Origin of the sequence: Streptomyces thermoviolaceus (assembly GCF_045209695.1) — a bacterium.
GTDB classification, from domain to species: Bacteria; Actinomycetota; Actinomycetes; order Streptomycetales; family Streptomycetaceae; genus Streptomyces; species Streptomyces thermoviolaceus.
The window spans coordinates 4,719,754-4,738,516 of sequence record NZ_CP109280.1; the positions used below are offsets into that span (position 1 = coordinate 4,719,754).

An 18,763-nucleotide genomic window follows, 5' to 3' on the forward strand; every position below is an offset into this window, starting at 1 on the left:
CCGGACCCACAGGCTCCGGTGCCCCGGCCCGTCCCCGCCTGCCCCGCCCCGCCCGGGCGAACCCCGCCCCCGGACGGCGGAGACGGGGTCGGTATCGTCGCCCTGCACAGACCTCGACCAGGGGGAGTTCCACATGTCCGGCCGTCCCTCCGCGAGCCGCCGTACGATCATCCGAGGCGCGGCCCTCACGCCCGTCGCCGGGCTCGGGCTGGCCGCCTGCGGCCCGGACGGCGGCACCTCGGCCCCCGCGACCCCGACGGCCCCCGTCGACCTCGGCCCGGAGAGCGCGGTGGCCGAAGGGGGCGCCAAGCTGTTCCGCGACCACAACGTGGTCGTCAGCCGGGGCGCGGACGGCACCCTGAAGGCGTTCAGCACCATCTGCACGCACGCCGGATGCCCGATCAACAAGCTGGAGGGCACGACCCTGGTCTGCCCCTGCCACGGCAGCCGGTTCGACGCCACCACCGGCAAGGTGATGCAGTCCCCGGCCACCGTGCCGCTGGAGCAGGTCCCGGTGCGGGCCGAGGGCGGCAAGATCGTCGCCGGGCCCGAGGCCTGACCGGGCCGCCCGACCGAGGCCCCCGGCGGGCACGGCCTACTCCCAGTCCCAGCCGATCCCCACGATCCCCGGCCGCACCCGCGGTTCGACGAGGTGGACCGAGCGGTGCCGTTCGCTCACCGGCAGCTCCTGCCGTGCGTCGCGCGGCGCGGCGGCCGAGGGCTGGGCGAAGCGGTGGCAGCGCACGGGGAGCGAGGCGGTGTCGAAGCGCACCAGCAGGCTGTACTGCCCGCCCGCCGAGGTGAACATCCTCGCGTACTCGTGTGTCACACCGGCCGTGCCGTCCTCGACGCCGTAGCGGAACAGGTACGACTCGCCGGCCCGCAGGCTGCGGTCGAAGAGCAGCTCGGTGATGAGCAGTCCGGCGGCGTGGTGCCGGTGCACCCGCCCGGTACGGCAGTTCTCCAGCGCCCGCACGGCCATGCGCTCCGGGGCGCATCCCAAGTCGCCGTGGTGCACGGCCACGAAGCGGTCCACTCCGTCGCGCCGGGCCCGCACGATGTGCTGCGACTCGGTGCCGGCGAGGGTGCCCGACGGCCCGATCCGCACCCGTTCGTGGTGTCCGAGCGTCTGCACTCCGCCGTCGTCCGGCACGCCCAGCCCGGCCAGTACCTCGTGCAGCACCGCGGAGGCCGTGAGCAGCGAGCGGTACGAGCGCGCGGCGGTGTGCCGGCCGTCCGGGTCCCCGGCCGCGTTCTCGGCCAGCAGCCGGATCAGTGACTCCTCGGGCAGGCGCAGGATCTCCTCCAGGGCCCGCACGGCGCGCAGCGACTCGGGGCGCCGCGGACGCCGGGCGCCTTGCTGCCAGTAGCTCAGACTGGTCACGCCGACCCGGACACCGCGGCGGGCGAGATGGTGCTGCACACGCTGCAGCGGCAGTCCCCGGGCGGCGATCGCGGCGCGCAGCGCCACATGGAACGGGCCGCTCCGCAGGGCCGTGTCCAGCTCCGTGCGGGCGCCTGCCGGCTGCTGTGGGGCGTCCTGCATGCGCGGGCCTTTCGACGGTGGGTGCGGCGGCCGGACGGAAACGGACGCACGGGGCCCGTCGTCCCACGGCCCAGGCGTCGCGGGCATTGATAGCGCGCCCGCCGCGGCCCCACAACACCCCGGACGCACCCGTGGCGCACCCGTGACCGGTCCGGCACCCCGGCACCCCGGCGGTCCGCCCCGAGCCGCGCCGACCCGGGGTTCACGATCCGCCCCGGCCCGCCGGCCCCGGGAGGCCGAGCGTCCCGGCCCGGACGGCGCCCGGCGCGAGGTCGGCAGGCGCTGCCCGGAGTGCCGGCGCGCCCCGCACGGGCGTCGCGCACCTGCCCTTCCGGGCGTTGTCCGAGGCCCTTCCCGGCTCCGTCCGCAGTCCGCTCCCGGGCGCCGTCCACAGGCCCTCCCCGGCGCCGTCCGCGGGCGCCTCGCGGCGTCGTCCACAGGCCCGCCCCGGTGTCAGTGACCGCCAGTAGGGTGTGAGCATGGCCGACCCCTCCAGCTACCGCCCCAAGCCGGGAGACATCCCGGACTCTCCCGGGGTCTACAAGTTCCGCGACGAGCACCGCCGGGTGATCTACGTCGGGAAGGCGAAGAGCCTGCGCCAGCGCCTGGCGAACTACTTCCAGGACCTGGCGAACCTCCACCCGCGCACCCGCACCATGGTCACCACCGCCGCGTCCGTGGAGTGGACCGTGGTGTCCACGGAGGTGGAGGCTCTGCAGCTGGAGTACTCCTGGATCAAGGAGTACGACCCCCGGTTCAACGTCAAGTACCGCGACGACAAGAGCTATCCGTACCTCGCGGTGACGATGAGCGAGGAGTTCCCGCGGGTGCAGGTCATGCGCGGGCACAAGAAGAAGGGCGTGCGCTACTTCGGCCCGTATGCCCACGCCTGGGCCATCCGCGACACCGTGGACCTGCTGCTGCGCGTCTTCCCGGTGCGCACCTGCTCGGCCGGCGTCTTCAAGAACGCCGCCCGCACCGGCCGCCCGTGCCTGCTCGGCTACATCGGCAAGTGCTCCGCGCCCTGCGTCGGCCGGATCTCTCCCGAGGACCACCGGGAGCTGGCCGAGGAGTTCTGCGACTTCATGGCCGGCCGCACCGGCACCTATCTGCGGCGCCTGGAGCGGCGGATGACCGAGGCCGCCGAGGCCATGGAGTACGAGCGGGCCGCCCGCCTGCGCGACGACATCGGCGCCCTGAAGAAGGCCATGGAGAAGAACGCGGTCGTGCTCGCCGACGCCACCGACGCCGACCTGGTCGCCGTGGCCGAGGACGAGCTGGAGGCCGCCGTGCAGATCTTCCATGTGCGCGGCGGACGCGTGCGCGGCCAGCGCGGCTGGGTGACCGACAAGGTGGAGGACGTCACCACCGGCGCCCTCGTCGAACACGCCCTGCAGCAGCTGTACGGCGAGGAGAGCGGGGACGGTGTGCCCAAGGAGGTGCTCGTCCCGGCCCTGCCCGACCCGGTCGAGCCCGTGCAGCAGTGGCTCACCGAACGCCGCGGCGCCGGCGTGTCCCTGCGGGTGCCGCAGCGGGGCGACAAGAAGGCCCTGATGGAGACGGTCGAGCGCAACGCCCAGCAGGCGCTCGCCCTGCACAAGACCAAGCGCGCCTCCGACCTGACCACCCGCTCGCGCGCCCTGGAGGAGATCGCCGACGCCCTCGGCCTCGACAGCGCCCCGCTGCGCATCGAGTGCTACGACATCTCCCATCTGCAGGGCGAGGACGTGGTCGCCTCCATGGTCGTCTTCGAGGACGGGTTGCAGCGCAAGAGCGAGTACCGGCGCTTCCAGATCAAGGGCTTCGAGGGCCAGGACGACGTCCGCTCCATGCACGAGGTCATCACCCGGCGCTTCCGCCGCTACCTCGCCGAGAAGGAGCGCACCGGCGAGTGGGGGGACGACGAGGCGGGGGAGACGGGGCTCAAGGACGAGGACGGCCGTCCCCGCAAGTTCGCCTACCCGCCCCAGCTCATCGTCGTCGACGGCGGGCAGCCGCAGGTCGCCGCCGCGCAGCGGGCCCTGGACGAGCTGGGCATCGACGACATCGCCGTGTGCGGCCTGGCCAAGCGCCTGGAGGAGGTCTGGCTGCCCGGCGAGGACGACCCGGTGGTCCTGCCGCGCACCAGCGAGGGGCTGTATCTGCTGCAGCGCGTCCGCGACGAGGCCCACCGCTTCGCCATCACCTACCAGCGCACCAAGCGGACCAAACGGCTGCGCGTCGGCCCCCTGGACGGCGTGCCCGGCCTCGGCGAGACACGCAAGCGGGCGCTGATCAAGCATTTCGGCTCGGTGAAGAAGCTCCGGTCCGCCACAATCGACCAGATCTGCGAGGTACCCGGCATAGGCCGCAAGACGGCCGAGGCGATCGCCGTGGCCCTCGCCCGGACGGCCCCGGCCGCACCCGCCGTGAACACGGCAACTGGAGAGATCATGGAAGACGTGGACGAGGCGGTACCCGGACCGACGGAGGGCACCGCAGGGGAGCCCGTCACCACGGGAGCCCCACAGCAACGACGGGGGCAGGAGAGATGACCGAGCACGAGCAGCCCGCGACCGGAGAGGACCGGACCCGCGACGGCACACGCGAGGACCTGCGGCAGCGCACGGTCCGGAAAGACGGAGCACAGGTGAGTCAGGGCATCGACCTGGCCGGCGTCCCCGACGCCGCCATCCCCGAGCTGGTGATCATCTCCGGCATGTCGGGGGCCGGCCGGTCCACGGCGGCCAAGTGTCTGGAGGACCTCGGCTGGTTCGTGGTCGACAACCTGCCGCCCGCCCTGATCCCCACCATGGTGGAGCTGGGCGCCCGCTCGCAGGGCAACGTGGCGCGCATCGCGGTCGTCGTCGACGTCCGCGGCCGCCGCTTCTTCGACAATCTGCGCGAGTCCCTGGCGGACCTGGAGGCGAAGAACGTCACCCGGCGGGTGGTCTTCCTGGAGTCCTCCGACGAGGCCCTGGTGCGCCGCTTCGAGTCGGTGCGCCGCCCGCACCCGCTCCAGGGCGACGGCCGCATCGTCGACGGCATCGCCGCCGAACGGGAGCTGCTGCGCGAGCTGCGCGGCGACGCCGACCTCGTCATCGACACCTCCAGCCTCAACGTGCACGAGCTGCGCGCCAAGATGGACGCCCAGTTCGCCGGCGAGGAGGAGCCCGAGCTGCGGGCCACGGTGATGTCCTTCGGCTTCAAGTACGGCCTGCCGGTCGACGCCGACCTGGTCGTCGACATGCGGTTCCTGCCCAACCCGCACTGGGTCCCCGAGCTGCGGCCCCACACCGGCCTGAACGCGGAGGTCGCCGAGTACGTCTTCAGCCGGCCCGGCGCCAAGGAGTTCCTCGACCGCTACACCGAGCTGCTCCGGCTGATCGCGGCCGGCTACCGCCGCGAGGGCAAGCGGTACGTGACCGTCGCCGTCGGCTGCACCGGCGGCAAGCACCGCTCGGTCGCCATGGCCGAGAAGCTCGCCTCCCGGCTCTCTGCCGAGGGCGTGGAGACCGTCGTCGTCCACCGGGACATGGGGCGCGAGTGAGCGGACGTACGTCACGGCTGGGCCGGCTGCGCCGGGTGATCCCCGAGTCGCGGGCCGGCCGCCCGGCACCCGATGCACGTGCCGGCCGCCCCGAGGGCCGCGGCGGCCGGCCGCGCCGCCGGGGCGCCCAGCCCAAGGTGGTCGCGCTCGGCGGCGGCAGGGGCCTGTCCGCGTCGCTGGCCGCGCTGCGCCGCATCACCGGGGATCTCACCGCCGTCGTCACCGTCGCCGACGACGGCGGCTCCAGCGGGCGCCTGCGCGACGAGCTGGGGGTGCTGCCCCCCGGCGACCTGCGCAAGGCGCTGGCCGCGCTGTGCGGCGACGACGACTGGGGCCAGACCTGGGCCCGGGTGATCCAGCACCGCTTCACCTCGCGGGGCGAGCTGCACGACCACGCGGTCGGCAACCTGCTGATCGTCGCCCTGTGGGAGCAGCTCGGCGACCATGTGCAGGCCCTGGACCTGGTCGGCAAGCTGCTCGGCGCGCACGGACGCGTGCTGCCCATGTCCGCCGTGCCGCTGGAGCTGCAGGCCCTGGTCAAGGGGCACGACCCCGAGCGGCCCGACGAGGTGGACACCGTGCGCGGCCAGGCCACGGTCGCGCTCACCCCGGGCGAGGTGCAGTCCGTGCACCTGGTGCCGCCCGACCCGCCCGCCGTGCCCGAGGCCGTCGAGGCCGTGCTGGACGCGGACTGGGTGGTGCTGGGCCCCGGGTCCTGGTTCTCCTCGGTCATCCCGCACCTGCTGGTGCCCGAGCTGCTTCACGCCCTGATCACCACCAAAGCGCGCCGGGTTCTGTCGCTGAACCTCGCCCCGCAGCCCGGCGAAACCGAAGGCTTCTCACCGCAGCGTCATTTGGAGGTTTTGGGACGACACGCCCCTAAACTCGCCCTGGACGTGGTGCTGGCCGACGAGGCCGCCGTGCCTGACCGCGACGTGCTCACCGAGGCGGCCAAGCGGTTCGGGGCCGCGGTCGAGCTGGCCCCGGTGGCCCGCAGGGACGGAACCCCTCGGCACGATCCGGAGCTGCTGGCCGCCGCGTACGACCGTATTTTTCGGATGCATGGAAGGATCGGCCCATGGCGATGACGGCAGCGGTGAAGGACGAGATCTCCCGGCTTCCCGTCACCCGGACCTGCTGCAGAAAGGCGGAGGTCTCCGCCGTGCTGCGGTTCGCCGGCGGCCTCCACCTGGTCAGCGGGCGCATCGTGATCGAGGCGGAACTGGACACCGCGATGGCCGCGCGGCGGCTGAAGCGGGACGTCCTGGAGATCTTCGGGCACAGCTCCGAACTGATCGTGATGGCACCGGGCGGGCTGCGCCGCGGCTCGCGCTACGTGGTGCGCGTGGTCGCGGGCGGCGACCAGCTGGCCCGCCAGACCGGGCTCGTCGACGGCCGGGGCCGCCCGATCCGCGGCCTGCCGCCGCAGGTGGTCTCGGGGGCCACCTGCGACGCCGAGGCCGCCTGGCGCGGGGCCTTCCTCGCCCACGGCTCCCTCACCGAGCCGGGCCGCTCCTCCTCGCTGGAGGTGACCTGCCCGGGCCCGGAGGCCGCGCTCGCCCTGGTCGGTGCCGCCCGCCGGCTGTCCATCGCCGCCAAGGCCCGCGAGGTGCGCGGCGTGGACCGGGTCGTCGTCCGCGACGGTGACGCCATCGGCGCGCTGCTCACCCGTCTGGGCGCCCACGAGTCCGTGCTGGCCTGGGAGGAGCGGCGGATGCGCCGCGAGGTCCGCGCCACCGCGAACCGGCTGGCCAACTTCGACGACGCCAACCTGCGCCGCTCGGCCCGCGCCGCGGTCGCCGCGGGTGCCCGGGTCGCCCGCGCGCTGGAGATCCTCGGCGACGACGTCCCCGAGCACCTCGCCGCCGCCGGACGCCTGCGCATGGAGCACAAGCAGGCCTCCCTGGAGGAGCTGGGCGCGCTCGCCGACCCGCCGCTGACCAAGGACGCCGTGGCCGGCCGTATCCGCCGCCTGCTCGCCATGGCCGACAAGCGCGCGGCCGACCTCGGCATCCCGGGCACCGAGGCCAGCCTCACCGAGGATCTGGCGGACAACCTCGCCGGCTGACCGGAGCGCCCGCGCCCGGCCCGGGACACGACCCCGTTTCTCCGCCGGGCGGGGGAGCCGGAGAGGGAGCGGAATAGGCCAGGGCGTGTTTCTCCGGGCCCCTCATCGCTCTGCGCGAACTGCCGGGACGCCGCGAATACCCGCCACCGGAAATCGGCCTTTCTCATATGAGAGAGGGGGATCACGAAAGAGTGATCAATATGATCAACGTGCGTGCGTCGAACCGTAGCGAAATGGAGTGATCCGGGCGCTCGTGCGAGCGGCCCGTATCTCTCCTGATCGGTATGAAGCGCCGCGCTTTTCGCGGGGCGTCCGAATGTCACTTACGCGGCCACAGAGCGGTAGGGTCGGGGGTGGTCGGGGACATCCCAAAACAGCTCGCCGGCGTCGAATCCGGCGTACCAACGAGGAGATCGGTTCGTGACGATCCGCGTAGGCATCAACGGCTTTGGCCGCATCGGTCGTAACTACTTCCGCGCGCTGCTGGAGCAGGGTGCAGACATCGAGATCGTGGCTGTCAACGACCTGGGTGACACCGCGACCACCGCTCACCTGCTGAAGTACGACACCATCCTCGGCCGCCTGAACCAGGAGGTGTCGCACACCGAGGACACCATCACCGTCGGCGACAAGACCATCAAGGTCCTCTCCGAGCGCAACCCGGCCGACATCCCCTGGGGCGAGCTGGGCGTGGACATCGTGATCGAGTCCACCGGCATCTTCACCAAGAAGGAAGACGCCGAGAAGCACCTCGCCGGCGGTGCGAAGAAGGTCATCATCTCCGCGCCGGCGAAGAACGAGGACGTCACCATCGTCATGGGTGTCAACCACGACACCTACGACCCGGAGAAGCACCACGTCATCTCCAACGCCTCCTGCACCACCAACTGTGTGGCGCCGATGGCGAAGGTCCTCGACGAGAACTTCGGCATCGTCAAGGGCCTGATGACGACGGTGCACGCCTACACCAACGACCAGCGCATCCTGGACTTCCCGCACAAGGACCTGCGTCGCGCCCGCGCCGCCGCCGAGAACATCATTCCGACCACCACCGGTGCCGCCAAGGCCACCGCCCTGGTGCTGCCGCAGCTCAAGGGCAAGCTGGACGGCATGGCCATGCGCGTCCCGGTCCCCACCGGCTCGGTCACCGACCTGGTCGTCGAGCTCTCCCGCGAGGTCACCAAGGAAGAGGTCAACGCCGCCTTCCAGAAGGCCGCCGAGGGCGAGCTGAAGGGCATCCTGGAGTACACCGAGGACCCGATCGTCTCCTCCGACATCGTCAACGCCCCGGCGTCCTGCACCTTCGACTCCTCCCTGACGATGGTCCAGGAGGGCAAGAACGTGAAGGTCATCGGCTGGTACGACAACGAGTGGGGCTACTCCAACCGCCTCGTCGACCTGACGGTCTTCGTCGGCAGCCGGCTCTGATCGGCTGAACAAGGCGTCTCGATGCGACACCAGGGCTCGGGCAGCGCGGCACGGCGCGGTCCGGGCCCTGACGCACGTACGGCACGCCGGGGCGCTCGGCCCGCCTGCGCGCCCCCCGACCGGCCCTCGTACGATCAAGAGCCCCTCCTTTGGAGTCCCATCCCATGAAGACGATCGACGAACTTCTCTCCGCGGGCGTGGACGGCAAGCGGGTCTTCGTCCGCGCCGACCTCAACGTGCCGCTGGCCGACGGTGTGATCACCGACGACGGCCGCATCCGCGCCGTGCTGCCCACCGTCAAGGCCCTCGCCGACGCGGGCGCCAAGGTGGTCGTGGCCTCCCACCTGGGCCGCCCCAAGGGCGCCCCGGACCCGGCCTTCTCCCTGCGGCCCGCCGCCGACCGGCTCGGCGAGCTGCTCGGCGCCCCGGTGGCCTTCGCCGAGGACACCGTCGGCCCGGCCGCCCGGGCCGCCGTGGACGGCCTGCGGCCCGGCCAGGTCGCGGTCATCGAGAACCTGCGCTTCAACCCCGGCGAGACGTCCAAGGACGACGCCGAGCGCGGCGCCTTCGCCGACCAGCTGGCCGCCCTCGCCGACGTCTACGTCGGCGACGGCTTCGGCGCGGTGCACCGCAAGCACGCCTCCGTCTACGACCTCCCGGCCCGGCTGCCGCACTACGCCGGCTACTTGATCACCACCGAGGTCGGTGTGCTGAAGAAGCTCACCGAGGACGTCCAGCGGCCCTACGTGGTCGTGCTCGGCGGCGCCAAGGTCTCCGACAAGCTCGCCGTCATCGACCAGCTGCTCGGCAAGGCCGACCGCCTGCTCATCGGCGGCGGCATGGCGTACACCTTCCTCAAGGCCAAGGGGTACGAGGTCGGCAAGTCCCTGCTGCAGGAGGACCAGATCCCCGCGGTCGAGGAGTACATGGAGCGCGCCGAGAAGTCCGGTGTCGAGCTGCTGCTCCCGGTGGACGCGGTGGTCTCGCCCGACTTCCCGGACCTGAAGACCAAGGCCCCGGCCGCGACGACCCCCGTCGCCGCCGACGCCATCCCGGCCGACCAGGAGGCCCTGGACATCGGCCCGGAGACCCGCAAGCTCTACGCCGCCAAGCTCGCCGACGCCGCCACCGTGTTCTGGAACGGCCCGATGGGCGTCTTCGAGCACCCCGACTTCGCCGGGGGCACCCGGGCCGTCGCCCAGGCCCTGACCGAATCGCAGGGCTTCACCGTCGTCGGCGGCGGTGACTCCGCCGCCGCCGTCCGCACGCTCGGCTTCGACGAGTCGGCGTTCGGCCACATCTCGACCGGTGGGGGCGCCTCCCTCGAGTACCTCGAGGGCAAGACGCTTCCCGGCCTCGCCGCACTGGAGGACTGACCTCGATGACCACTCGCACGCCGCTGATGGCGGGCAACTGGAAGATGAACCTCAACCACCTCGAGGCCATCGCCCACGTCCAGAAGCTCGCCTTCGCCCTGAGCGACAAGGACTACGACGCCGTCGAGGTCGCGGTCCTGCCGCCCTTCACCGACCTGCGCGCGGTGCAGACGCTGGTCGAGGGCGACAAGCTGAGGATCAAGTACGGCGCCCAGGACCTCTCCCAGCACGACTCCGGCGCCTACACCGGCGAGATCTCCGGCGCGATGCTGGCCAAGCTGAAGTGCACCTACGTGGTGATCGGCCACTCCGAGCGCCGCCAGTACCACGGCGAGGACGACGCTCTGGTCAACGCGAAGGTCAAGGCCGCCTTCCGGCACGGCCTGACCCCGATCCTGTGCGTGGGCGAGGAGCTGCACGTCCGCGAAGCCGGCGAGCACGTGGCCCACACCCTCTCCCAGGTCGAGGGCGGCCTGAAGGACATCCCGGCCGAGCAGGCCGAGACCCTCGTGATCGCCTACGAGCCGGTGTGGGCCATCGGCACCGGCAAGGTCTGCGGCGCCGACGACGCGCAGGAGGTCTGCTCGGGGATCCGCGGCAAGATCGCCGAGCTGTACTCGCAGGACGTGGCCGACAAGGTCCGCATCCAGTACGGCGGCTCCGTGAAGTCCGGCAACGTCGCCGAGATCATGGCGCGTCCCGACATCGACGGCGCCCTGGTCGGCGGTGCCTCCCTGGACGCCGACGAGTTCGTCAAGATCGTCCGGTACCGCGAGCAGTGAGCCGGAGCGGCGCGATCCGCCGCGTGCGCGTCCGTCGGTAGGCGGCAGCGGCGATCCGTCGTAGGCTGTGCGGGGGCCGTGTGCCCGGCCGGTGAGCGGCTCGGCTCACCGGAAGGAGCGTCGGCCCCCGTCGTCCATCCGAGTCCGAGGAAGTTGGTCCAGCCGTGGTTCTGGGGTTCTCCATCGCCCTGATCGTCTTCAGCCTGCTGCTGATGCTGCTGGTGCTGATGCACAAGGGGAAGGGCGGCGGCCTCTCCGACATGTTCGGTGGCGGCATGCAGTCCTCCGTCGGCGGCTCCTCGGTCGCCGAGCGCAACCTCGACCGCATCACCGTGGTGGTCGGTCTGCTCTGGGTCGCCTGCATCGTGGTCCTCGGCATCCTGATGAAGAGCAACAACTGACCCGGACCCTGAGGCGGCGGCCCCGCTCGTCCCCTACGCGAAGCCCCATGGTCGGTACGCGCCCGGCGGCGCGGCCTATCATGGGGCTTGCGTCTGGGAGCGGGGCTGTTGTAACTCCAATCACCGGACGCGCGTTGGGCCTTACGTAGACTGGGGCGCTCGCGGCGAAGCGGAACGCCGACTCGCTTCGCGGCACCATCACGCAGGGAGTTACGACCGTGGCAAGTGGCAACGCGATCCGAGGAAGCCGGGTCGGGGCGGGGCCGATGGGCGAGGCCGAGCGCGGCGAGTCCGCGCCGCGTGTGCGCGTCTCCTTCTGGTGTGCCAACGGGCACGAGACGCGGCCGAGCTTCGCCACCGACGCGCAGGTACCCGACACCTGGGACTGCCCGCGCTGCGGCTTCCCCGCCGGACAGGACCGGGACAACCCGCCGGACCCGCCGCGCACCGAGCCGTACAAGACGCACCTGGCGTATGTGCGGGAGCGGCGCAGCGACGCGGACGGCGAGGCGATCCTCGCCGAGGCCCTGGCCAAACTCCGGGGCGAGATCTAGGAACTGACGCCCGGTCGGAGCTCCTCACGGAGCGACCTGACCGGGCGTTGCGCGTTCTGCGCGCGACAGGGGACCGGACCGGCCTGCCGTCGCCCCCGTCGCCCCTGACCCGCGGCCCGTCACCGTGGCGCCCCTACTCATGTGACACAGCCTCATGAGCCCGCACGACACGCGAGGGCGGTACGGGCAGCCGTGCGGCCCGTACCGCCCTCGGCGGCAGGTGAGGACCCGTCAGGCCGAGGCCGGCGGGTACAGCGACCGCGGCAGCTGCGCGGCCGCCGCCTCGTCCAGCAGCCACAGGGTGCGGGCCCGGCCGCGGGCGCCCGCGGCCGGAGCCTGGATCTCGCCCGCGCCCGACAGCGCCATCGCCACCGCGTTGGCCTTGTCCTCGCCCGCCGCGAGCAGCCAGACCTCACGGGCCGAGCGGATCGCGGGCAGGGTCAGGGAGATCCGGGTGGGCGGCGGCTTCGGCGAGCCGTGCACCCCGATCACCGTGCGCTCGGTCTCCCTCACCCCCGGGTGCTCCGGGAACAGGGAGGCCACATGCGTGTCCGGGCCGACGCCGAGCATCAGCACGTCGAAGACCGGGACCGCGCCGTGGTTCTGCGGACCGGCCGCCCGGGCCAGTTCCTCGGCATAGGCCTCGGCAGCCGCCTCCACGTCCGTGCCCCACGGGCCGTCGGAGGCGGGCATCGCGTGCACCCGCTCCGGGGCCAGCGGCACGGCGTCCAGCAGGGCCTTGCGGGCCTGGGTCACGTTCCGGTCGGGGTCGCCCTCCGGCAGGAACCGCTCGTCGCCCCACCACAGGTCCAGCCGGCTCCAGTCGACGGCGTCGCGGGCGGGTGCGGCCGCCAGCGCGGCGAGCACCCCGTTGCCGTTGCGGCCCCCGGTCAGGACCACGTTCGCCGAGCCGGTCGAGGCCTGCGCGTCCACGATCCTGGTGATCAGCCGGGCCGCGGCGGCCTGCGCCATCAGCTCCTTGTCACGGTGGACGACCAGCTGCGGAGTGCTCATTTCGCCGCCGCCTTCCGGTTCGGGGACTTCCGCGCGGTCTTGGCGGCCGCCCGGCGCGCCGGCGCCTTGACCGCTTCTGCCTCGGGCGTCGGAACCGCGACCGGCTCCTCGGCGGACACGGCCGGTGCCGTCCGAGCCGCCGAGTCCAGCCGGGCGACACCGTGGCGCAGCGCCGAGGCATAGATGTCGTCCGGGTCCAGCCGGCGCAGCTCCTCCGCGATCAGCTCGGCCGTCTCCCGGCGCTTGAGCGCCACCGCGCGCTCCGGCTGCCCCTGGATGGACAGGGTGGCCAGCCGGCCGTCGGCGCGGTCCAGCGCGATCGGGCCGCAGGTGGTGTCCAGGCGGACCGCGGTCAGCCCCGGCCCGGCGGACACCGAACGCTTCACCGGCACCTGCAGCCGGTCCGCGAGCCACATCGCCAGCAGCTCGCAGCTCGGGTTGGACTCCTCGCCCTCCACCTCGACGGAGCGTACCTCGCAGGTGACCTGGTCCAGGGCCGCCGCCAGAAGGGAACGCCACGGGGTGATCCGGGTCCACGCCAGGTCCGTGTCGCCGGGGGTGTAGGCCTCGGCCCGCGCCGCCAGCTCCCGCAGCGGGTCCTCGCAGGCGTAGGTGTCGGTGACCCGGCGCTGCGCCAGCGCGCCCAGCGGGTCCCGGGCCGGGTCCAGCGGGCCGTTCACCGGCCACCACACGACGACCGGCGCGTCCGGCAGCAGCAGCGGCAGCACCACCGACTGGGCGTGGTCGCAGACCTCGCCGTACAGCCGCAGCACCACCGTCTCGCCGGAGCCCGCGTCCGCGCCCACCCTCACCTCGGCGTCCAGCCGGGAGGAGGCGCGGTCCCGCAGGGTGCGCGAGACCCGGCGGATGACGACCAGGGTCCGCGAGGGGTGCTCGCGGGAGGCGTCACCGGCGGCCTTCAGCGCGTCGTAGGCGTTCTCCTCGTCGGTGACGATGACGAGGGTCAGGACCATGCCCACGGCCGGGGTGCCGATGGCCCGGCGGCCGTCCACCAGGGCCTTGTTGATCTTGCTTGCCGTGGTGTCGGTCAGGTCTATCTTCATGGCCGGCGCCAGCTCCGTCCGTCTCGTGCGAGCATCTCGTCCGCCTCGGCGGGCCCCCACGTCCCGGACGGGTACTGTGCGGGCTGTCCGTGCGCCTCCCAGTACTCCTCGATCGGGTCGAGGATCTTCCAGGACAGCTCGACCTCCTCCGTGCGCGGGAAGAGGTTGGCGTCGCCCAGCAGCACGTCCAGGATGAGGCGCTCGTACGCCTCGGGGCTGGACTCGGTGAAGGACTCGCCGTAGGCGAAGTCCATCGTCACGTCCCGGATCTCCATCGAGGTGCCCGGCACCTTGGAGCCGAAGCGCACGGTGACGCCCTCGTCGGGCTGGACGCGGATGACGACCGCGTTCTGGCCCAGCTCCTCCGTCGCCGTGGTGTCGAACGGGGAGTGCGGGGCGCGCTGGAAGACGACCGCGATCTCGGTGACGCGGCGGCCGAGCCGCTTGCCGGTGCGCAGGTAGAAGGGGACACCCGCCCAGCGGCGGTTGTCGATCTCCAGCTTGATCGCCGCGTAGGTCTCGGTCCTCGACGTGGTGTCGATGCCCTCTTCGTCGAGGTAGCCGATGACCTTCTCGCCGCCCTGCCAGCCGGCCGCGTACTGACCGCGCACCGTCGAGGCGCCCAGGTCCTTGGGCAGCCGCACCGCGCCGAGCACCTTCGCCTTCTCCGCGGCGAGCGCGGCGGCGTCGAAGGAGGCGGGCTCCTCCATGGCGGTCAGCGCCATCAGCTGCAGCAGGTGGTTCTGGATCACGTCCCGGGCGGCGCCGATGCCGTCGTAGTAGCCGGCCCGGCCGCCGATGCCGATGTCCTCGGCCATGGTGATCTGCACATGGTCCACGAAGGACCGGTTCCAGATCGGCTCGAACATCTGGTTGGCGAAGCGCAGCGCCAGGATGTTCTGGACGGTCTCCTTGCCCAGGTAGTGGTCGATGCGGAAGACCTGCTCCGGGTCGAACACCTCGTGCACGATCCGGTTCAGGTCCTGTGCGCTGGCCAGGTCGTGACCGAACGGCTTCTCGATGACGGCGCGCCGCCACGAGCTGCCGGTCTGGTCGGCCAGGCCGTGCTTCTTCAGCTGCTGGATGACGACCGGGAAGGACCGCGGCGGCACCGACAGGTAGAAGGCGAAGTTGCCGCCCGTGCCCTGTGCCTTGTCCAGGTCCTCGATGGTGCTGCGCAGCCGCTCGAAGGCGTCGTCGTCCTCGAAGGTGCCCTGCACGAAGCGCATGCCCTGGCTGAGCTGCTGCCAGACCTCCTCGCGGAACGGGGTGCGCGCATGCTCCTTGACCGCGTCGTGCACGACCTGCGCGAAGTCCTCGTCCGCCCAGTCCCGCCGGGCGAAGCCGACGAGCGAGAAGCCCGGCGGCAGCAGACCCCGGTTCGCCAGGTCGTACACGGCCGGCATCAGCTTCTTGCGGGACAGGTCGCCGGTGACACCGAAGATCACCAGGCCCGACGGCCCCGCGATGCGCGGGAGCCGTCGGTCTGCGGGGTCACGCAGCGGGTTACCGCTGGTCAACGTGTCATCCCTCCGCCGGAGCGAGGCGCTCCAGCTCTGCCTCGGTCGACTTCAGCAGGTCGTTCCAGGAGGACTCGAACTTCTCGACGCCCTCGTCCTCCAGGACCTGGACCACCTCGTCGTAGGAGATGCCGAGCTTCTCCAGCGCGTCCAGGTCGGCACGGGCCTGCTCGTAGGTGCCCCTGACCGCGTCGCCGCGGATCTCACCGTGGTCCTCGGTGGCCAGCAGCGTCGCCTCGGGCATGGTGTTCACCGTGTTCGGCGCGACCAGCTCCTCGACGTACAGGGTGTCCCGGTACGCCTTGTCCTTCACGCCGGTGGACGCCCACAGCGGACGCTGCCGGTTGGCGCCGGCGTTCTCCAGGGCGCTCCAGCGCTCGGAGGAGAAGACCTCCTCGTAGGCCTGGTAGGCCAGCCGCGCGTTGGCCACGGCCGCCTTGCCGCGCAGCGCCTTGGCCTCGTCGGTGCCCAGCTGGTCCAGGCGCCGGTCGATCTCGGTGTCCACACGGGAGACGAAGAACGACGCCACCGAGTGGATCTTCGACAGGTCGAGGCCCTTCGCCTTGGCCTTCTCCAGGCCGGCGAGGTAGGCGTCCATGACCGCGCGGTAGCGCTCCAGGGAGAAGATCAGCGTGACGTTGACGCTGATGCCGTTGGCGATCGTCTCGGTGATCGCCGGGAGACCGGCCAGGGTGGCCGGGATCTTGATGAGGGTGTTGGGCCGGTCCACCAGCCAGGCCAGCTGCTTGGCCTCGGCGACCGTCGCCCGCGTGTTGTGCGCCAGGCGCGGGTCGACCTCGATGGACACCCGGCCGTCCTTGCCGTCGGTGGCGTCGAACAGCGGGCGCAGGATGTCGGCGGCGTCCCGCACGTCGGCCGTGGTGATCATGCGGATCGCCTCTTCCACGGTGACCTTGCGGGCGGCGAGGTCCGCCAGCTGCTGCTCGTAGCCGTCGCCGCTGCTGATGGCCTTCTGGAAGATGGTCGGGTTGGTGGTGACGCCCACGACGTGCTGCTGGTCGATCAGCTCGGCGAGGTTGCCGGACGTGATCCGCTTGCGCGACAGGTCGTCCAGCCAGATCGCCACGCCTTCGTCGGAGAGGCGCTTGAGTGCGTCTGTCATGGAAATTGCATCTCCTACGGGTCGTATATGAGCGTCAGCGCTGAGCGGCGGCGAGAGATTCCTTGGCCTTTGCGGCCACGTTCTCGGCGGTGAAGCCGAATTCCTTGAACAGCAGCTTGCCGTCGGCGGACGCACCGAAGTGCTCCAGGGACACGATCCGGCCGGCGTCGCCCACGTACCGGTGCCAGGACAGGCCCACACCGGCCTCGACCGCGACACGCGCCTTCACGGCCGGCGGCAGGACGCTGTCCCGGTACCCCTGGTCCTGCTCCTCGAACCACTCGATGCACGGCATGGACACCACACGGGTGGGGATGCCCTCGGCCTGCAGCTGCTCCCGGGCCGCCACGGCGACCTGCACCTCGGAGCCGGTGGCGATCAGCAGCACCTGCGGCTCGCCGCCCTCGGCCTCGAACAGGACGTAACCGCCGCGCGCGGCGTTGTCGTCGGGCTCGTAGACGGGCACGCCCTGCCGGGTCAGCGCCAGGCCGTGCGGCTGGCCCTTGCCGTACTCCTTGGTCCAGCGCCTGAGGATCTCCCGCCAGGCGATCGCGGTCTCGTTGGCGTCGGCCGGGCGGACGATGTTCAGGTTCGGGATGGCGCGCAGCGAGGCCAGGTGCTCCACCGGCTGGTGGGTGGGGCCGTCCTCGCCCAGGCCGATGGAGTCGTGCGTCCACACGTACGTCACCGGCAGGTGCATCAGGGCCGACAGGCGCACCGCGTTGCGCATGTAGTCGGAGAACACCAGGAAGGTGCCGCCGTAGATGCGGGTGTTGCCGTGCAGCGCGATGCCGTTCATCTCCGCGGCCATCGCGTGCTCGCGGATGCCGAAGTGGACGGTGCGGCCGTACGGGTCGGCCTCGGGCAGCGGGTTGCCCTTCGGCAGGAACGACGACGTCTTGTCGATGGTGGTGTTGTTCGAGCCGGCCAGGTCGGCGGAGCCGCCCCACAGCTCGGGGATCACCGCGCCGAGGGCCTGCAGCACCTTGCCGGAGGCGGCGCGGGTGGCGACGGACTTGCCCGCCTCGAACACCGGGATCTTCTCGGCCCAGCCGGTGGGCAGCTCGCCCTTGGCGATCCGGTCGAACTCGGCGGCGCGCTCGGGGTTCGCCTCACGCCAGGCCCGGAGGGACTTCTCCCATTCCTCACGGGCCTGCCGGCCGCGCTCGACCGCCGTGCGGGTGTGCGCGAGGACCTCGTCGGCGACCTCGAAGTGCTTCTCCGGGTCGAAGCCGAGGACGCGCTTGGTGGCCGCGACCTCCTCCTCGCCCAGCGCCGAGCCGTGCGCGGCCTCGGTGTTCTGCGCGTTGGGGGCGGGCCAGGCGATGATCGAGCGCATCGCGATGAACGACGGCTTGTCGGTGACCTTCTTCGCCTCCTGGACGGCGGCGTAGATGGCCCGCGGGTCCAGGTCGCCGTTCTCCTGCGGCTCGACCCGCTGCACGTGCCAGCCGTAGGACTCGTACCGCTTGACGGTGTCCTCGGACACGGCGGTGGCGGTGTCGCCCTCGATCGAGATGTGGTTGTCGTCCCACAGCAGGATCAGGTTGCCCAGCTTCTGATGCCCCGCCAGCGAGGACGCCTCGGCGGCGATGCCCTCCTGCAGGCAGCCGTCACCGGCGATGCAGTAGATGTAGTGGTCGAAGGGCGAGGTGCCCTCCGGGGCGTCGGGGTCGAACAGACCGCGCTCGTAGCGGGCGGCCATCGCCATGCCCACCGCGTTGGCCACACCCTGGCCCAGCGGGCCCGTGGTGGTCTCCACGCCGGCGGTGTGCCCGTACTCGGGGTGACCGGGGGTCTTCGAACCCCAGGTGCGGAACGCCTTCAGGTCGTCCAGCTCCAGACCGAAGCCCGCCAGGTACAGCTGCGTGTACAGGGTCAGGGAGGAGTGGCCGGCGGACAGCACGAAGCGGTCGCGCCCCACCCACTGCGGATCGGCCGGGTCGTGCCGCATCACCTTCTGGAACAAGGTGTAGGCCGCGGGCGCCAGGCTCATCGCCGTACCGGGATGGCCGTTGCCGACCTTCTGTACGGCATCGGCGGCCAGGACACGCGCGGTGTCCACCGCGCGCTGGTCCAGCTCGGTCCACTCGAGGTCTGTGGTGGTCGGCTTGGTGCTCACCCTGGGTCAGGGCTCCTCTCCACATGTCGGATGCCGGTGCACGTCCGTACGCACCGGCGGCCGGCGTTCTTCGCGCCGGCCGGCATCGATGAGCCTACCCCCGTAACAACGCGCATTTTTTCGAGTGATTCCAGACTGCCGGGAGTTAGTGAAATCCGCCTCTCGACGCGCGCGTTCCGTATTTGGCACGTGAAAAGGAAGCCGCTCATTCGATCGCTCATTCGAGCTGGGGTGTG

Annotated in this window: 16 protein-coding genes; 10 read left to right on the forward strand and 6 right to left on the reverse strand. The window is 71.8% G+C overall.

Translation table 11 applies throughout. The annotated features are described in order from the left end of the window. Window positions 1-133: 133 nt before the first annotated feature. On the forward strand, window positions 134-559 hold the full coding sequence (locus OG899_RS20540) for a Rieske (2Fe-2S) protein (RefSeq protein ID WP_168131333.1): 426 nt from the start codon (window positions 134-136) through the stop codon (window positions 557-559). Window positions 560-595: 36 nt separating this feature from the next. Here the strand turns inward: OG899_RS20540 and OG899_RS20545 are convergent, their stop codons facing one another. Then, complete coding sequence (locus tag OG899_RS20545) at window positions 596-1,546, reverse strand: hypothetical protein (RefSeq protein ID WP_189427564.1); 951 nt, start codon at window positions 1,544-1,546, stop codon at window positions 596-598. Window positions 1,547-2,025: 479 nt separating this feature from the next. Here OG899_RS20545 and uvrC point away from each other — a divergent pair, with 479 nt between their 5' ends. The 9 genes from uvrC to OG899_RS20590 all read left to right on the forward strand — a co-directional run bounded on the left by uvrC (window position 2,026) and on the right by OG899_RS20590 (window position 11,684). Beyond that, window positions 2,026-4,080, forward strand: coding sequence for an excinuclease ABC subunit UvrC (gene uvrC, locus OG899_RS20550; RefSeq protein ID WP_125497436.1), 2,055 nt, complete (start codon window positions 2,026-2,028; stop codon window positions 4,078-4,080). Next, the gene (rapZ, locus tag OG899_RS20555; protein ID WP_125497437.1) at window positions 4,077-5,075 is read left to right on the forward strand and encodes an RNase adapter RapZ; all 999 of its coding nucleotides are present in this window, start codon (window positions 4,077-4,079) and stop codon (window positions 5,073-5,075) included. Before uvrC ends, rapZ begins: the two co-directional genes overlap by 4 nt. After that, window positions 5,072-6,163, forward strand: coding sequence for a uridine diphosphate-N-acetylglucosamine-binding protein YvcK (yvcK, locus tag OG899_RS20560; RefSeq protein WP_125497438.1), 1,092 nt, complete (start codon window positions 5,072-5,074; stop codon window positions 6,161-6,163). Before rapZ ends, yvcK begins: the two co-directional genes overlap by 4 nt. After that, complete coding sequence (whiA, locus tag OG899_RS20565; RefSeq protein WP_125497439.1) at window positions 6,154-7,143, forward strand: DNA-binding protein WhiA; 990 nt, start codon at window positions 6,154-6,156, stop codon at window positions 7,141-7,143. The genes yvcK and whiA overlap by 10 nt, the downstream gene beginning before the upstream one ends. Window positions 7,144-7,563: 420 nt before the next feature. Continuing rightward, complete coding sequence (gap, locus tag OG899_RS20570) at window positions 7,564-8,571, forward strand: type I glyceraldehyde-3-phosphate dehydrogenase (protein WP_125497440.1); 1,008 nt, start codon at window positions 7,564-7,566, stop codon at window positions 8,569-8,571. Between the two features lie 164 nt (window positions 8,572-8,735). Beyond that, window positions 8,736-9,947, forward strand: a complete 1,212-nt coding sequence (locus tag OG899_RS20575; protein WP_125497441.1) for a phosphoglycerate kinase — start codon at window positions 8,736-8,738, stop codon at window positions 9,945-9,947. A 5-nt stretch (window positions 9,948-9,952) separates the two neighbouring features. Further along, complete coding sequence (gene tpiA / locus OG899_RS20580) at window positions 9,953-10,729, forward strand: triose-phosphate isomerase (protein ID WP_125497442.1); 777 nt, start codon at window positions 9,953-9,955, stop codon at window positions 10,727-10,729. Between the two features lie 164 nt (window positions 10,730-10,893). Continuing rightward, on the forward strand, window positions 10,894-11,130 hold the full coding sequence (secG, locus tag OG899_RS20585; protein WP_125497443.1) for a preprotein translocase subunit SecG: 237 nt from the start codon (window positions 10,894-10,896) through the stop codon (window positions 11,128-11,130). A 218-nt stretch (window positions 11,131-11,348) separates the two neighbouring features. Further along, window positions 11,349-11,684, forward strand: a complete 336-nt coding sequence (locus tag OG899_RS20590) for an RNA polymerase-binding protein RbpA (protein WP_125497444.1) — start codon at window positions 11,349-11,351, stop codon at window positions 11,682-11,684. A gap of 231 nt (window positions 11,685-11,915) precedes the next feature. On the opposite strand, the gene pgl is transcribed toward OG899_RS20590, so the two are convergent. Genes pgl through tkt form a run of 5 tightly spaced genes read right to left on the reverse strand, consistent with a single transcriptional unit; the run spans window position 11,916 to window position 18,527 of the window. Further along, window positions 11,916-12,698: a 6-phosphogluconolactonase gene (gene pgl / locus OG899_RS20595; protein ID WP_168131331.1), complete on the reverse strand. Its 783-nt coding sequence runs from the start codon at window positions 12,696-12,698 to the stop codon at window positions 11,916-11,918. Then, window positions 12,695-13,762, reverse strand: a complete 1,068-nt coding sequence (gene opcA, locus OG899_RS20600) for a glucose-6-phosphate dehydrogenase assembly protein OpcA (RefSeq protein ID WP_125497446.1) — start codon at window positions 13,760-13,762, stop codon at window positions 12,695-12,697. The genes pgl and opcA overlap by 4 nt, the downstream gene beginning before the upstream one ends. Beyond that, complete coding sequence (gene zwf, locus OG899_RS20605) at window positions 13,759-15,282, reverse strand: glucose-6-phosphate dehydrogenase (protein ID WP_125497447.1); 1,524 nt, start codon at window positions 15,280-15,282, stop codon at window positions 13,759-13,761. Before zwf ends, opcA begins: the two co-directional genes overlap by 4 nt. Before the next feature lie 4 nt (window positions 15,283-15,286). Then, window positions 15,287-16,405 carry a transaldolase gene (gene tal / locus OG899_RS20610; RefSeq protein WP_125497448.1) on the reverse strand — a complete coding sequence of 373 codons (1,119 nt, stop codon included), beginning with the start codon at window positions 16,403-16,405 and terminating at the stop codon, window positions 15,287-15,289. A gap of 34 nt (window positions 16,406-16,439) precedes the next feature. Next, window positions 16,440-18,527, reverse strand: a complete 2,088-nt coding sequence (gene tkt, locus OG899_RS20615) for a transketolase (protein ID WP_406311112.1) — start codon at window positions 18,525-18,527, stop codon at window positions 16,440-16,442. Window positions 18,528-18,763 lie beyond the last annotated feature (236 nt).

What these genes read in the sequence shown, in the direction of transcription:
- OG899_RS20540 (WP_168131333.1), top strand. Translation starts at nt 134, where the DNA reads ATGTCCGGCCGTCCCTCCGCGAGCCGCCGTACGATCATCCGAGGCGCG.
- OG899_RS20545 (WP_189427564.1), bottom strand. Translation starts at nt 1,546, where the DNA reads ATGCAGGACGCCCCACAGCAGCCGGCAGGCGCCCGCACGGAGCTGGAC.
- uvrC (WP_125497436.1), top strand. Translation starts at nt 2,026, where the DNA reads ATGGCCGACCCCTCCAGCTACCGCCCCAAGCCGGGAGACATCCCGGAC.
- rapZ (WP_125497437.1), top strand. Translation starts at nt 4,077, where the DNA reads ATGACCGAGCACGAGCAGCCCGCGACCGGAGAGGACCGGACCCGCGAC.
- whiA (WP_125497439.1), top strand. Translation starts at nt 6,154, where the DNA reads ATGGCGATGACGGCAGCGGTGAAGGACGAGATCTCCCGGCTTCCCGTC.
- OG899_RS20575 (WP_125497441.1), top strand. Translation starts at nt 8,736, where the DNA reads ATGAAGACGATCGACGAACTTCTCTCCGCGGGCGTGGACGGCAAGCGG.
- tpiA (WP_125497442.1), top strand. Translation starts at nt 9,953, where the DNA reads ATGACCACTCGCACGCCGCTGATGGCGGGCAACTGGAAGATGAACCTC.
- pgl (WP_168131331.1), bottom strand. Translation starts at nt 12,698, where the DNA reads ATGAGCACTCCGCAGCTGGTCGTCCACCGTGACAAGGAGCTGATGGCG.
- opcA (WP_125497446.1), bottom strand. Translation starts at nt 13,762, where the DNA reads ATGAAGATAGACCTGACCGACACCACGGCAAGCAAGATCAACAAGGCC.
- tal (WP_125497448.1), bottom strand. Translation starts at nt 16,405, where the DNA reads ATGACAGACGCACTCAAGCGCCTCTCCGACGAAGGCGTGGCGATCTGG.